We start from the raw sequence: 14,507 nt of genomic DNA, 5'->3' as shown, positions 1-14,507 counted from the left end.
CGGCCGGCACGGGGCCGGCCGGATGCATGCAGCAGTGGAACAGTGACGATGATCAGGAACGCTTGTCGATGGCCACGAACTCACGATCTTCCGGGCCGATGTAGTTGGCGCTCGGACGGATGATCTTGCCGTCGATGCGCTGCTCGACGATGTGCGCGCTCCAGCCGGCGGTGCGGGCGATCACGAACAACGGGGTGAACATCGCGGTCGGCACGCCCATCATGTGGTAGCTGACGGCGCTGAACCAATCCAGGTTCGGGAACATCTTCTTGATGTCCCACATCACCGTTTCCAGGCGCTCGGCGATGTCGTACATCTTCAGGCTCGACTGTTCTTCGGACAGTTCGCGGGCAACGTCCTTGATCACCTTGTTGCGCGGATCGGACACGGTGTAGACCGGGTGGCCGAAACCGATCACTACTTCCTTGCGCTCGACGCGGGCCTTGATGTCTTCCTCGGCTTCGTCCGGATTGTCATAGCGCTTCTGCACTTCGAACGCCACTTCGTTGGCGCCGCCGTGCTTGGGGCCGCGCAGCGCGCCGATGCCACCGCAGATCGCGCTGTACATGTCGCTGCCGGTGCCGGCAATGACGCGGCAGGCGAAGGTCGAGGCGTTGAACTCGTGCTCGGCGTACAGGATCAGCGAAGTGTGCATCGCCTTCACCCACGAATCCTGCGGCTTCTCGCCGTGCAGCAGATGCAGGAAGTGGCCACCAATGGAGTCATCGTCAGTCTCCACGTCGATCGCGCGACCGTTGTGGCTCCAGTGGTACCAGTACAGCAGCATCGAGCCCAGGCAGGCCATCAGCTTGTCGGCGATGTCACGTGCGCCCGGATGGTTGTGGTCGTCCTTCTCCGGCGACACGCAGCCGAGTACGGACACGCCGGTGCGCATCACATCCATCGGGTGCGCCGACGGCGGCAGTTCTTCCAGCGCAGCCTTCACCGCAGCCGGAATGCCACGCAGCGACTTCAGCTTGGCCTTGTACGAAACCAGCTCGGCGCGGGTCGGCAGCTTGCCGTGCACCAGCAGGTAGGCGATTTCCTCGAACTCGCTGGTGTTGGCCAGGTCGAGGATGTCGTAGCCGCGGTAATGCAGGTCGTTGCCACTGCGGCCGACGCTGCACAGCGCGGTGTTGCCGGCGGCGGTGCCGGACAGGGCGACGGACTTCTTCGGCTTGAAGGTCGGGGTTGCGGTCGTATCGTTCATGTTTCCCTCCGAAACTTGATGGTGCAGGGTACTGCTTATTTCTTGGCGGCGAACAGCGCATCGAGCTGCTGCTCGAAGGCGTGGTAGCCGATACGGTCATACAGCTCCTCGCGGGTCTGCATGCTGTCGATCAGGTTGCGCTGGTGGCCTTCGCGGCGGACCGTCTGGTAGACGTTCTCGGCCGCCTTGTTGGCGGCGCGGAACGCCGACAGCGGGAACAGCTGGATGGCCACGCCGGCCGAGGCCAGTTCGTCGCGGCTGAACAGCGGGGTCGCGCCGAATTCAGTGATGTTGGCCAGCACCGGCACCTTCACCGCATCAACGAAGCGGCGGTAGGTCTCCAGGTCATAGGCAGCCTCGGCGAAGATGCCGTCGGCACCGGCTTCGACGCAGGCGATGGCGCGCTCGATGGCCTTGTCCACGCCGTCCACCTGGATGGCGTCGGTGCGTGCGATCAGGAAGAAGTCCGGATCGGTCTTGGCATCGGCAGCCGCCTTCACGCGGTCGACCATTTCGCCCTGCGAGACGATCTCCTTGCCCGGGCGATGCCCGCAGCGCTTGGCGCCGACCTGGTCTTCGATATGGCAGGCGGCCGCGCCGGCCTTGATCAGCGACTTCACGGTACGGGCGATGTTGAACGCGCTCGGGCCGAAGCCGGTATCGATGTCGACCATCAGCGGCAGGTCGCAGACATCGGTGATGCGGCGCACGTCCACCAGCACGTCTTCCAGGGTGTTGATGCCCAGGTCCGGCAGGCCCAGCGAGCCGGCAGCAACGCCACCGCCGGACAGGTAGATGGCGCGGAAGCCGGCGCGCTTGGCCAGCAGCGCATGGTTGGCGTTGATCGCGCCGATCACCTGCAGCGGCGATTCGGCAGCCAGCGCCTCGCGGAAGCGGGCACCAGCGGAGAAGGGGGTGGAAGCGGTCATGCGGCGATCCAGGTTGAAGGACAGGGAGGTAAGCGCAAGCACCGTGCCAACCTGCAAGCGATTGATTTAACGGGGATGACCGCCCAACCTCGGCGAAACATATGAAACATTGAAACAGATGTATCATGAAACATCGCCACACCCGATCCCCGCGCCATGTACCTGCCCCGCTCGCCCTTGCGCCATGCCGATGCCGACCCCGGCCGCCCGGTGATCTGGACCGTCAGCGTCTCGCGCCTGACCGGCCTGCTGGGCGATGTCATTCCCGAATTCGACCGCCGCGCCCGCATCGAGCAGATCAACCTCGGCTTCGAGGAAGCAGTGGAAGTGATCGGCCAACGCCTGCGCCGCGAGCACTGCGATGTCGTGATCGCTGGCGGCTCCAACGCGGCTTGGCTGCGCGGCCGCCTGGACCTGCCGCTGGTGCCGATCCAGGCCAACGGTTTCGATCTGATGGAAGCACTGGCGCGGGCGCGCCGCATCGCCCCACGCATCGGACTGGTTACCCACGCCAGCGATGTGCCGGTGTTCAGCAGCTTCCAGCAGAGCTTCGGCCTGGACATCGAGCATCGCCGTTTCGTCACCCGCGAAGACGCTCGCGACTGCATCGCCGACCTGCGTGCGAACGGCATCGAGGTGATCGTCGGCACCGGCATGGCCATCGATCATGCCGAACAGGCGGGCCTGCCCGGCGTACTGCTGTACTCGGCCGATTCGGTGCGGCAGGCCTTCGAGCACGCGCTGGAACTGACCCAGACCCTGGCACGCTCGGCGGACGCGCGCCCGGCCGCACGCCGAAGGGCCGCGCCGCGCGCCGACGCGCATGCGCTGCTCGGCGACAGCAACGCGATGGCCGACGTGCGCGCACAGATCGCGCTGTACGCCCCGCACGACAGCACCGTACTGGTCACCGGCGAGACCGGCACCGGCAAGGAACTGGTAGCGCGGCAGCTGCATGCCAGCAGCGGTCGTCGTGGACGCTTCGTCGCGTTGAACTGCGGTGCGATCAGCGAATCGCTGCTGGAGGCAGAGCTGTTCGGCTACAGCGATGGCGCCTTCACTGGTGCGCGGCGTGGTGGTCGCGTCGGCCTGGTCGAGGCCGCCGATGGCGGCACCCTGTTCCTGGATGAGATCGGCGAACTGCCGCTGCCGTTGCAGACCCGCCTGCTGCGCGTGCTGGAAGAACGCGAGGTGCTGCGCGTGGGAGCGACCGAACCGACGCCCGTCGACCTGCGGGTGGTCGCCGCCACCCTGCAATCGCTGGAGCAGCGCACGGCGGCCGGCAGCTTCCGTCGCGACCTGTACTACCGGCTGGCAGCGTTGCGCATCGCGCTGCCCACCCTGCGTGCGCGTCGCGGCGATATCCCGCTGCTGACCACGCACTTCTTCCGCCAGTTGCGCGGCATCGATGCACCGCTGGATGCAGAAGCGCTGGCCCTGCTCAGCGCTGCCGACTGGCCGGGCAATGTGCGTGAGCTGCGCAATCTGGTCGATCGGCTGCGCATCCACTGGCAGCCGGGTGAAGGGCTGATCGATGCCGCGCGACTGCTGCAGCTGGCACCGGAGCTGGTGAACGAAGGCGTCGCGGCACTACCGGTGGAAAGCAACGGCAAGCGACCGCCGCGTGCGCAGCTGGAAGCACTGCTGCAGGAACACCGCAATGACCGCGAAGGCATGGCGCAGGTGCTTGGCGTCTCACGCACCACGCTGTGGCGATGGCTGCGTGCGGAGGGGTTATAACCACCTGTTGCCTGGTGGATGCGAACCGATGTCTGGTGGGTGCGAACCTTGGTTCGCACCGCTCTTCCCATCCACGCATGGCGTGGATCTACTGGCATCGCGGAAGTGCCACACCCGCCTCATCACTGCGCCTTACGGGTACAACAAGCGCTTGCTCCAGCGCCCTTCGGCACCCGCTTCATAGCACCAGCGCTCGTGCAGGCGGAACTGCGCGCCGTACCAGAACTCGATGCGGTCAGGCACCACCCGCAGACCACTCCAGCCGTCCGGACGCGGTACGTCCTTGCCGTCGAAACGTGCCTCGACCTCGGCCACGCGCGCGTCGAACTCCTCGCGCGTGTTCAAGGTCTTCGACTGCAGCGACGCCCATGCGCCGATCTGGCTCATGCGCGGACGGCTGGCAAAATAGGCATCTGCCTCGGCGTCGGCCACCTGCTCCACGCGCCCCTCGATGCGCACCTGGATGCCGGCCTCGCGCAGGCTGCGCCACAGGAACAGCAGCGCTGCCTGCGGATTGGCCTGCAGTTCGGTGCCCTTGTGGCTGTCCAGGTGGGTGTAGAACACGAAGCCGCGCTCGTCGAACGCCTTCAGCAGCACAGTGCGCGCCGATGGCCGGCCCTGCGTATCGGCAGTGGCCACTGTCATCGCATTGGGCTCGACTTCGCGGCTCTGTTTCGCTTCTTCAAACAGGGCGGCAAAGGTCGACAGGGCTTCGGCGTACAGGTCGCTCATGACAGCATTCTTCTCACACGGTTTGGGCTATTGTGGCGGCATGGTCGCTGCTGCGTACATGCCCCAGGTGAAAGGATTCCCCGAAACAGTGGTCGAGCAGGCGCTGGATGACGCGCTGGGCAGCAGTACAGCCGTTCCAGTATTGGCGATCAGCGGCCTGCAGGGGAGCGGCAAATCGACGCTGGCCGCGCAGGTGGTCGCCCGTGCCCAGGCCCGTGGCCTGAACGCCGCAACGCTCTCCATCGACGATGTCTACCTGACCCGCGCGCAGCGCCAGCGCCTGGCCCGGCAGGTGCATCCGCTGTTGATCACCCGTGGCCCGCCGGGCACCCACGACCTGCCGCTGGCGCATGCGGTGCTGGATGCAGTGGCCACACGACAGCCGCTGGCCCTGCCCCGCTTCGACAAACTGGCCGACGAACGCCTGCCAGAGGCGCAGTGGCCGCAGCTCGAGAAGCCGCTGGATCTGCTGGTGTTCGAGGGCTGGTTCCTCGGCACTCCGGCGCAGGACGAGGCCGAACTGGGCCCTCCCCTCAACGCACTCGAGCGCGAGGCCGATGCCGATGGCCGCTGGCGGCGCTGGTGCAACCAGGCGCTGGCCCGCGACTATCCGGCGCTGTGGCAGCGCTGCGACCGTCTGTGGTTCCTGCAGCCCCCGGATTTCTCGGTGGTGCCGCGTTGGCGCTGGCAGCAGGAGCAGAACCTGCAGGCGGCCCAGCCGGGCCGGCATGGCATGAGCCGGCCACAGCTGGAACGCTTCGTGCAGTACTACGAGCGGGTCAGCCGGCAGGCATTGCGTGCGCTGCCGGCCATTGCCGACCGGATGGTAGTGCTGGATGCGCAGCGCCAAGTGCAGGCGCTGCGCTGAGCAGGCTCACTCGACCAGGAAGGTGATCCGCAGGTTCACCCGCCATTCGGTGATCTCACCGTTGCCGTCGGTGACCACCTTGGTCTCGTTGATCCAGGCGCCCTGGATGCCCTTGACCGTCCCGGACACCTTCTTCAATCCGCTGCGCACCGCGTCCTCCACGCTCTTGGGCGAGGACGCATTGATTTCGATGACCTTGGCAACCGACATGGCAGGTACTCCGTCAGGCGCGGGAAACCCCGCAGGAACCTCCACCCTGACGTGAAGAACGTAAAGGCCAAGGCACGGAGGTGTTAGCATCAGAGGGCATGAATCCCGCTCCGAACCTGATCCTGATCGGCCCGATGGGTGCCGGTAAAACCTGCATCGGCCGTCGCCTCGCCGAGCGCTTCACGCTGGACTTCGTCGACGTCGACCAGGCCATCGTCGATGCGACCGGGGCCAGCATCCCCACGATCTTCGAGCATTCCGGCGAGGCCGGCTTCCGCGCCCATGAGCGCCAGGCACTGGCACAGGTGCTGGCCGGCCGTGGCCAGCTGGTGTCCACCGGCGGTGGTGCCGTGCTCGATCCGGACAATCGCGCCCTGATCGCCCGGCGTGGCTTTGTCGTCTACCTGCGGGTCAGCGTCGCGGCCCAGCTGGAGCGCCTGTCACGCGACAAGGCGCGCCCCCTGCTGCAGCGGCCGGACCGCGAACAGGTGCTGCAGGATCTGGCCGCGCATCGCGACCCGCTGTATCGCGAGCTGGCCGATGTCACCCTTGATACCGACCCGTTTACCGCAGCCGATGCGACCGCCCAGCTTGTGCTCAAGCTGGCCACGCACTGGCAGCGACAGGACCCCACTGCATGACTTCCCCTGCCCTGCTGCAGGTCGCCGTTGGCGGCGACCGCCCCTATTCCATCACCATTGGCGCCGGCGCCCAGGCCGAAGGTTCCGCGCTGGCCAGCCATGTACGTGGCCGCCATGTGCTGCTGGTCAGCGACAGCGAGGTTGCGCCGCGCTATCTGGATGCCGTCAAACAGACCCTGCTGGCCGCACGACCGGAGCTGATCGTGGGTGAGCATGTACTGGCTGCCGGCGAAGCCTCCAAGACCCTGGCCGAGTTCGGCTCGGTCATCGAGGCGCTGGCTGCGCTCGGCGCAACCCGCGACGCCTGCGTGTTCGCCCTCGGCGGCGGTGTGGTGGGCGACCTTGCCGGCTTTGCCGCGGCCTGCTGGATGCGCGGCGTCGACTGCGTGCAGCTGCCGACCACGCTGCTGGCGATGGTCGACTCCTCGGTGGGCGGCAAGACCGCCGTGGATATCCCGGCCGGCAAGAATCTGGTCGGCGCGTTCCATCCGCCGCGTGCGGTGATCGCCGATACCCGCGTGCTGGCCACCCTGCCGCCGCGTGAACTGCGCGCCGGCCTGGCTGAAGTGGTGAAGTACGGTGCGCTGGGTGATGCGGTGTTCTTCGAATGGCTGCAGCAGCATGCCGACGCGCTGGCAGCCGGTGAGGACGCAGTGATCGCCGAGGCCATCGCCCGCAGTTGCCGGCACAAGGCGGCGATTGTCGAGCGCGATCCCTTCGAGAAGGGCGAGCGCGCCCTGCTCAACCTGGGGCACACCTTCGGCCACGCCATCGAAACCGAACAGGGCTACTCCGCACCGGGGCGCGATGCGCTCAACCACGGTGAGGCCGTAGCGGTGGGCATGGTGCTGGCGGCCCGGCTATCCACCGATCTGGGCCTGGCCGACGACGCCGATCGCGTGCGCCTGCAGGCGCTGCTTGAACAGCTTGGCCTGCCGGTGGCAATCCCCGCCGGACTTGACCCGCAGGCCCTGCTCGGCCGCATGCGCCTGGACAAGAAAAACGTGGCCGGCCGCCTGCGCCTGGTGCTGTGGCGCGGCATGGGTCGTGCCGAAGTGGTACCGGATGTGGATGAAGCGGCGGTGCTGAAGGTGCTGGGCGCAGGCTGACCGCTTCCGCGTTCGCCGGGCATGGCCCGGCGCTACCGGATTGTGCCGCGGCATGAAGCGCAGCCGAGCGTGGGCTCGGCTCTACAGGTCCGTGCCGCCCCGGGGCGATACAATCGACGCCATGCACGTCCACCTGCAACAACCCGCCGACGGTGCCCAGGCACCGCGCTTCCTGCGCCTGACCCTGGTCCCGGACCTGTTCGGCGGTTGGGAGCTGCTGCGCGAATCCGGCCGCGTCGGCGCCCGCTCGCAGCTGCGGCGCGAGCTGTACCTCAAGGCCGACGAAGCCCGCCACGCCTACGAGAAGGCCCGCGATGCCGAACTGCATCGGGGCTTCCAGATTCTTTCGCACGGCGACTGACTGCGCCGCTGCCCTTTTCGCCCAAGGAATGCCCACTGTGACCAGCCCTCTCCGCAACGATCGCCTGCTGCGCGCCCTGCGCCGTGAACCGGTGGACTGCACCCCCGTCTGGCTGATGCGCCAGGCCGGCCGCTACCTGCCGGAATATCGCGCCACCCGGGCCAAGGCCGGCAGCTTCCTGGCCATGGCCAAGAACCCGGAGATCGCCTGCGAAGTCACCCTGCAGCCGCTGCGCCGCTTCCCGCTGGACGCGGCCATCCTGTTCTCGGACATCCTCACCATTCCCGACGCAATGGGCCTGGAGCTGTACTTCGTCGAAGGCGAAGGCCCGAAGTTCCGCCACCCCGTGCGCGATGAAGCGGCCATCGCCAGGCTGGCGGTGCCGGACATGGAACAGGACCTGGGCTACGTGATGGACGCGGTGCGCCTGATCCGCCGCGAGCTGGACGGCCAGGTACCGCTGATCGGTTTTTCCGGCAGCCCGTGGACACTGGCCTGTTACATGGTCGAAGGCGGCGGCAGCAAGGATTTCGCGCGCATCAAGGCGATGGCGCTGAATCATCCGCAGGCCCTGCACCGTCTGCTGGAGGTAACCACCGACGCGGTGATCGCCTATCTCGGCGCGCAGCGCGCGGCCGGCGCGCAGGCCCTGCAGGTGTTCGACACCTGGGGCGGCGTGCTGTCGCCGGCGATGTACCGCGAGTTCTCGCTGCGCTACCTGCAGCGCATCGCCGAGGGCCTGGAGCGCGGCGAAGGCAGCGAGCGCACGCCGCTGATCCTGTTCGGCAAGGGCACCGGCCTGCACCTGGAAGCGCTGTCGCAGACCGGCGCCGATGCGCTCGGCCTGGACTGGACGCTGGACCTGGATGAAGCACTGCGCCGCACCGGTGGCCGCGTAGCCCTGCAGGGCAACCTGGACCCGACCACGTTGTATGCCTCGCCCGATGCGATCGCTGCCGCGGCCGCACGTGTGCTCGACACCTATGCCGCCGGCAATGGCGGTTCGCGCGAGGGCCATGTGTTCAACCTCGGCCACGGCATGTCGCCGGACATGGACCCGGCCCATGTACAGGTGCTGGTCGACGCGGTGCACGCGCACAGCCAACGCTGAGCATCCCGCATGCGGTCACGGCGCGATGTTGATCGCGCCGTGACCCGCAGTGCGCGATCATGGCGCCCCCACGTTGCACCGGTCACACCCCATGTCCACAGCGCCATCGACCTACACCCGCCAGCGCCCCCTGCTGTGGCTGGTCTCGCTGGCGATCTTCATGCAGATGCTGGACTCGACCATCGTCAACACGGCACTGCCGGCGATGGCGGCCAGCCTCGGGGAAAGTCCCCTGCAGATGCAATCGGTGGTGTTCAGCTACGCGCTGGCCGTGGCCACCTTCATTCCCGCCTCCGGCTGGATCGCCGACCGCTACGGAACCCGTCGCACCTTCCTGGTGGCGATCATCCTGTTCACCCTCGGCTCGCTGGCCTGCGCGATGGCGCAGCAGCTGCACCAGCTGGTGGCGGCCCGCGTATTGCAGGGCATCGGTGGCGCGATGCTGCTGCCGGTCGGTCGCCTGGCGGTGATGCGCTCGGTACCGCGCGAGGACTTCCTGCGTGCAATGAGCTTCATCGCCATCCCCGCATTGGTCGGTCCGCTGATCGGCCCGACTCTGGGCGGCTGGCTGGTCGAAATCGCATCATGGCACTGGGTGTTCCTGATCAACCTGCCGATCGGTGTCATTGGCTTCATCGCCGCGATGAAGATCATGCCCGACCATTACGCCAGCCATCGCACCCGTTTCGACCTGCGCGGCTACGCCATGCTGGCCTTTGCGATGGTGGTGCTGTCGCTGGCGCTGGATGGCATTTCCGGACTCGGCACACCGCACGCGCTGGTGATGCTGATGACCGTGGCTGGCCTGGCTGCACTGGTCGGCTACTGGCTGCACGCGGCAAATTCAACGGCACCGCTGTTTTCGCTGGCGCTGTTCCGCGTGCCCAGCTATCGCATCGGCATTCTCGGCAACCTGTTCTCGCGCATCGGCAGCAGTGCCATGCCGATGCTGATTCCGCTGCTGCTGCAGGTCGGCCTTGGCCTCGGGCCGATGAACGCCGGCCTGATGATGGTGCCGGTGGCGGCCGCGGGCATGGTGTCGAAGAAGCTGGCGGTGAAGCTGGTCGAACGCTACGGCTATCGCCGCGTACTGATGACCAACACCGTACTGGTCGGCCTGGCGATGGCCAGCTTCATCCTGATGACGCCGGGCCAGCACCTGAGCGTGCGCCTGCTGCAGCTGGCCTTCTTCGGCGCGGTCAATTCGCTGCAGTTCACCGTGATGAACACCGTCACCCTGCGCGACCTCGACCGCGAGTTCGCCAGTTCCGGCAACAGCCTGCTGTCGATGGTGATGATGCTCGCCGCCGGCTTCGGTGCGGCGGCTGCAGGCAGCCTGCTGGCCGCGTTCGGCACGCAGCTGGAAGGCCACGGCGCCACGGCGGCGCTGCACGCTACCTTCCTGTGCGTGGGCGCGATCACCCTGACCTCGACGCTGATCTTCTGGCAGCTGCCCGACACCAAGCCGGAGCCGCGCGAGGTCGAGCACGTAGCGGAGTAGTGGGTTCGGCAGGGCTGCGCCCTGCACCTGCAGAGGCCAGAGCAACGGCAACAGCCGAAGCAAAAGCTGGCATTCCGTGGGATGGCGGGGCGGTGTCGGAGTGCGGGGACGCCGTAAATCCGTCCATGGAGGCTTGGCAGCCGCATCCATGCGGCTGACACCCCGCAATCCGACACCGCCCCACCTTCGATAGATTTCTGGTGGCTGATGGATTCACGCCATGCGTGGATGAATCTCTGTCAGATATCGAAATAATTCTGGGGTCAGATCCGTTTTCCATCGGAAAACGGATCTGACCCCAAGAGCCAACACAGAACGCCGTTCCGACAGATCGCGGAAATCTGTCGAAGGCGGGGTGGGTCCGGTTGCGGGGGTGTCCGCGGCATGGATGCCGCGGCCAAGCCTACAGGGACGTATTTACGGCGTCCCCCGCAACCGGACCTACCCCGCCATCCCACGGATAGCCAGCTGTTGCTGTTGCTTCGGCCGTTGCCGTTGCCGTTGCCGTTGCCGTTGATTCGGCAGGTGCAGGGCGCAGCCCTGCCGAACCCCTACCTCCCCAGCACGCGGGCGATCGCTTCCACCAGCAGCTCACCGGTCACCGGCTTGCGCAGGAAACCACCGATGCCCGCCGCTTCCACCTGCTGCTGCAGATCGGGGTCGGTGCGTGCGGTCACCGCCAGCAGCGGCAGCGTGTAGCCCTGGTTGCGCAGATGCTGGGCCAGTTCGAAACCGCTCAGGCCCGGCAGATCCAGATCAAGCAGGCCGACATCGAAATCGCCTGCGCTGATTTCACGCAGTGCAGCCAGCGCGTGGGCGGCGTGGACCACCTCATGGCCACGGGTCGTGAGCAGGCCACACATCACATCGGCTACGGTCGCATCGTCCTCCACCAACAACACCCGCAGCGGTGGCATGTTGACCGCGGCAGCAGCGGCATCGCTGTCGGCACCTCCGTCGCTGGTCGCACCCTGCTGCAGCGGCAACGGCAGGCTGACACCGAAGCAGGTACCGCTGCCCAGTTGGCTTTCCACGCGGATCCGGCCCTGCATGGCCAGTGCCAGCTCGCGGCAGATCGCCAGGCCCAGGCCACTGCCACCGTACTGCGCGGCAGTGCGCGCGCCGTCAGCCTGCTCGAAGCGTCGGAACAACCGTTGCTGCTGTTCCTGGCTGATGCCCGGACCGGTATCGCGCACTTCGAAGTGCAACCCGCGCGGCCCTTCCTCGCAGCGCGCGTGCAGCGTGATGCTGCCGCGGCTGGTGAACTTGACCGCGTTGGACAGCAGGTTGAGCAGGATCTGTCGCACCCGCATCGCATCGCCGGTCGCCTGCATCCCTGCAGGCAACTGGTTGTCGAGGATGAACCGCAGGCCCTTCTGTGCAGCCAGCGGCCCCATCAATGCGGCCAGATCCTGCAGCAGACGATTGAGACCGAACGCATTGGATTGCAGTTCCAGGCGCCCCGATTCGATCCGCGCCAGATCCAGCGCATCGTTGACCAGGTGCAGCAGATGCTCACCCGCATGCCGGATCGACTGGGTATAGCCACGCTGCTGCGGATCCAGCGGCGAGGCCAGCAACAGCTCACTCATGCCCAGCACGCCGGTCATCGGCGTACGGATTTCATGGCCGAGATTGGCGAGGAACCGCGTCTTGGCCGCCGACGCGTGCTCGGCCAGATCCTGCTTGTGCAGAGCGAGCTGGTAGGCGTGCTGGCGCTGCAGCCGGCGCCGGTACAACCAGGCGAACCAGCTGGTCAGCAGCAACGCGATCGAGGCCAGCACCAGCAGGCCGGACAAGCTGCGCCACCATGGCGGCTGCACGTGGAATTCCAGGGTCTGCACCCGCGACCACACGTGGTCGGCCGAGCGCGCCTGCACTTCCAGCCGGTAGGCCCCGGGGGGCAGGCGCGAGAACAGGCGCTCGCCTGCCGGGCCCACCTCGACCCAATCCGGGTCATAGCCGGCCAACCGGTAGCGGTAAGTGTTGGAGGCCGAATCGGCGAAGGACAACAGGCGCGCGACGATACGCAGGTCGCGGTCGCCATCGGCGATCTGCAGCGGCGTGTCATGGGTCAGGTCCAGCAACTGTTCGTTGCGGCGCACCTCCACCCGCTCGATCACCAGCGGCGCACGCCGGGTGGAAGGCCGCACCTGCTCGGGATCGAACACCACCACGCCAGCGGGTGTACCTGCCACCATGCGCCCAGCGGCGGAGGCGATGAGGGTATGTTCGCGGAACTCCTGGCTGGGCAGGCCATCGTGTACCCCGTACAGGCGTACGCTTTCGCCATCGGCACTGACCCGCACCAAGCCGCGGGCACTGGTGGCCCACGCCACGCCCTGTGCGTCGACGACCAGACCGGTAGCGGAAATCGCCGGGTAGCCCTGCTCCGCGCCCACCACCGCCTGCCGTTCCAGTCTGCCCTGGCTCCAGAGGTAGCGCGACAGTCGACCATCCTCGGACAACCAGACCTGCCCGTCCTTGCCGACGTGCAGGGCATACACCGCCGTGGCCGGCGCGCCGGGCACCGGCTGGAAGCGCTGCGCGTCCGGTTGCCATTGCAGCAGGCCACGGCTGCTGGCCAGCCAGATCCGGTCCTGCGGACCGCATTCCACGTCCAGATTGAGCTGACCCGCCTGCAGACCGTCCTGGCCGTTTTCCAGCTGCCGGCGCACGTGCCCGTCCAAGTCGCGCTGCTGCAGGCCCGCCGACAGCATCAACCACAGGCTGTCGCCATCGCAGGTCATCATCGCCTCGATATTGCCTTCCATGGTCGCATCCGCGCCGGAGTCCCGCCCCCAACGCCGCAGTTCGCCACGACGCGGGTCGTAGCGCATCAAAGCGTCGGTCGAGCCCACCCACACCCGTCCCTGCCGGTCTTCGCGCACCGACGTCAGCCAGTGCATGCCGTTGACGAAGGTGCGGTGCTGCTCGATCACGCCCGTGCGTGGATTGAAACGGTCCAGCGCGCCATGGCTGCCGACGGTCCACACGCCACCATTGCTGGAGGGGCTGGTACCCAGCACATAGGAATTGCGCAGCGAGGACGGATCATCCTCCAGCCGCGAGAACACCGAGAACTGCCACCAGCGCGGAAGCAGATGCCACAGGCCCGCATTGGTGCTGGCCAGCCAGATGCCACCTTCGCGGTCCTCATAGGCGCCAGTCCAGTTCGGTCGCACCAGGCCACGGGCGATGGCGCTGTACAGCGGGACGGTCTGGTATCGGCCATCGATGCCCCGGCCCAGGCCGCTGCGTGTATCCAGCCAGTGCCCGCCCTGCTCATCGCGCAGCATCATGCCCAGCACCTGGTCGCCGGCTGGCAATGTCCAGGGCACGGATTCGAAACGGCCATCCGGGCGGCGCACGGAGGCCCCCGCCAGCGTGCTGATCCAGAGGCTGCCGTCGGGTTCGGCAGTCAGTCCATTGATCAACAGGCTGGGCACCAGATCGCTGCCGATGCGTTCGAAATCGGTGCCGGTCCAGCGCGCCACGCCATGCTTGGTGCCGACCCACAGGCTGCCGTCGGCAAGCGTGGCCAGGTACGGCACCGACGCGGCCGGCACGCTGCGCGGGTTGTTCGCTTCGGGCAGGAACCGCTGCAGACGGTCATTGCTGTCCAGCCGGTACAGGCCGCCCTCGTGGGTGCCGAACCAGATCGAGCCATCCGGCGTCGCAGCCAGGCTCCAGACCGTGTTGCTGCCCATCAGTGGCTGGCTGCTGCGGTCGTAGAAGCGCAGCTGTCGGCGATCGGCCGACATCCGCACCAGGCCGGCATTTTCAGTGCCGATCCACAGCTCGTTGCGGGCATCGACCAGTACGCTCCAGATGCGGTTGTCGCGCAGGCCGTCTTCGGAACGCCAGATGCGGTAGTTGCGCCCGTCGTAGCGGGCCAGGCCATCGTTGGTGGCAATCCACAGGTAGCCGTAGCGGTCTTCGGCCATGCGGTTGACGGTGTTGGACGGCAAGCCATCGAATACGGTGACCTGCCGCGGCGAAGGTGGCACCGGCTGCGCGGCAGCGGGCGCCAGGCAGCACAGCAGCAGCATCAGCAGCATCACTGCCCGCAGATACACCACCGATGGCCTCCTC

The 14,507-nt window shown here is 67.1% G+C and carries 12 protein-coding genes; 7 read left to right on the top strand and 5 right to left on the bottom strand.

Features of this window, described 5'->3' with window-relative positions:
- Positions 1-52: 52 nt before the first annotated feature.
- Together prpC and prpB are read right to left on the bottom strand one after the other, a co-directional pair.
- Complete coding sequence (gene prpC, locus GIW57_RS07900) at positions 53-1,210, bottom strand: 2-methylcitrate synthase (RefSeq protein WP_089236472.1); 1,158 nt, start codon at positions 1,208-1,210, stop codon at positions 53-55.
- Positions 1,211-1,245: 35 nt separating this feature from the next.
- Positions 1,246-2,139 (bottom strand): methylisocitrate lyase, encoded by an 894-nt coding sequence (gene prpB, locus GIW57_RS07895; RefSeq protein ID WP_089236473.1) that lies wholly within the window; start codon positions 2,137-2,139, stop codon positions 1,246-1,248.
- 156 nt (positions 2,140-2,295) lie between these two features.
- Between prpB and prpR the strand changes: the two genes are divergently transcribed.
- The gene (prpR, locus tag GIW57_RS07890) at positions 2,296-3,879 is read left to right on the top strand and encodes a propionate catabolism operon regulatory protein PrpR (RefSeq protein WP_236509833.1); all 1,584 of its coding nucleotides are present in this window, start codon (positions 2,296-2,298) and stop codon (positions 3,877-3,879) included.
- Positions 3,880-4,011: 132 nt separating this feature from the next.
- On the opposite strand, the gene pdxH is transcribed toward prpR, so the two are convergent.
- On the bottom strand, positions 4,012-4,611 hold the full coding sequence (pdxH, locus tag GIW57_RS07885; protein WP_100460050.1) for a pyridoxamine 5'-phosphate oxidase: 600 nt from the start codon (positions 4,609-4,611) through the stop codon (positions 4,012-4,014).
- Positions 4,612-4,651: 40 nt separating this feature from the next.
- Here pdxH and GIW57_RS07880 point away from each other — a divergent pair, with 40 nt between their 5' ends.
- Positions 4,652-5,479, top strand: a complete 828-nt coding sequence (locus GIW57_RS07880; RefSeq protein ID WP_100460051.1) for a kinase — start codon at positions 4,652-4,654, stop codon at positions 5,477-5,479.
- A gap of 6 nt (positions 5,480-5,485) precedes the next feature.
- On the opposite strand, the gene GIW57_RS07875 is transcribed toward GIW57_RS07880, so the two are convergent.
- Positions 5,486-5,689 carry a dodecin family protein gene (locus GIW57_RS07875; RefSeq protein ID WP_049465447.1) on the bottom strand — a complete coding sequence of 68 codons (204 nt, stop codon included), beginning with the start codon at positions 5,687-5,689 and terminating at the stop codon, positions 5,486-5,488.
- A gap of 98 nt (positions 5,690-5,787) precedes the next feature.
- Between GIW57_RS07875 and GIW57_RS07870 the strand changes: the two genes are divergently transcribed.
- The 5 genes from GIW57_RS07870 to mdtD all read left to right on the top strand — a co-directional run bounded on the left by GIW57_RS07870 (position 5,788) and on the right by mdtD (position 10,412).
- The gene (locus tag GIW57_RS07870) at positions 5,788-6,330 is read left to right on the top strand and encodes a shikimate kinase (protein ID WP_099818888.1); all 543 of its coding nucleotides are present in this window, start codon (positions 5,788-5,790) and stop codon (positions 6,328-6,330) included.
- Positions 6,327-7,439, top strand: a complete 1,113-nt coding sequence (gene aroB, locus GIW57_RS07865; protein WP_100460052.1) for a 3-dehydroquinate synthase — start codon at positions 6,327-6,329, stop codon at positions 7,437-7,439. The genes GIW57_RS07870 and aroB overlap by 4 nt, the downstream gene beginning before the upstream one ends.
- A gap of 121 nt (positions 7,440-7,560) precedes the next feature.
- Positions 7,561-7,800 carry a WGR domain-containing protein gene (locus tag GIW57_RS07860; RefSeq protein WP_099818886.1) on the top strand — a complete coding sequence of 80 codons (240 nt, stop codon included), beginning with the start codon at positions 7,561-7,563 and terminating at the stop codon, positions 7,798-7,800.
- Positions 7,801-7,828: 28 nt separating this feature from the next.
- A complete protein-coding gene (gene hemE, locus GIW57_RS07855) occupies positions 7,829-8,911 on the top strand; it encodes a uroporphyrinogen decarboxylase (RefSeq protein WP_032951968.1) in 1,083 nt (360 codons plus the stop codon).
- A 91-nt stretch (positions 8,912-9,002) separates the two neighbouring features.
- A complete protein-coding gene (gene mdtD, locus GIW57_RS07850) occupies positions 9,003-10,412 on the top strand; it encodes a multidrug transporter subunit MdtD (RefSeq protein WP_100460053.1) in 1,410 nt (469 codons plus the stop codon).
- Positions 10,413-10,963: 551 nt separating this feature from the next.
- Here mdtD and GIW57_RS07845 read toward each other — a convergent pair.
- Complete coding sequence (locus GIW57_RS07845; RefSeq protein ID WP_236509830.1) at positions 10,964-14,494, bottom strand: hybrid sensor histidine kinase/response regulator; 3,531 nt, start codon at positions 14,492-14,494, stop codon at positions 10,964-10,966.
- Positions 14,495-14,507 lie beyond the last annotated feature (13 nt).

Source organism: Stenotrophomonas sp. PA-6-5C (genome assembly GCF_021605635.1).
GTDB lineage: Bacteria > Pseudomonadota > Gammaproteobacteria > Xanthomonadales > Xanthomonadaceae > Stenotrophomonas > Stenotrophomonas lactitubi.
The sequence above is the reverse complement of the archived record's forward strand: the minus strand, read 5'-3'. Positions and strand labels throughout refer to the sequence as shown.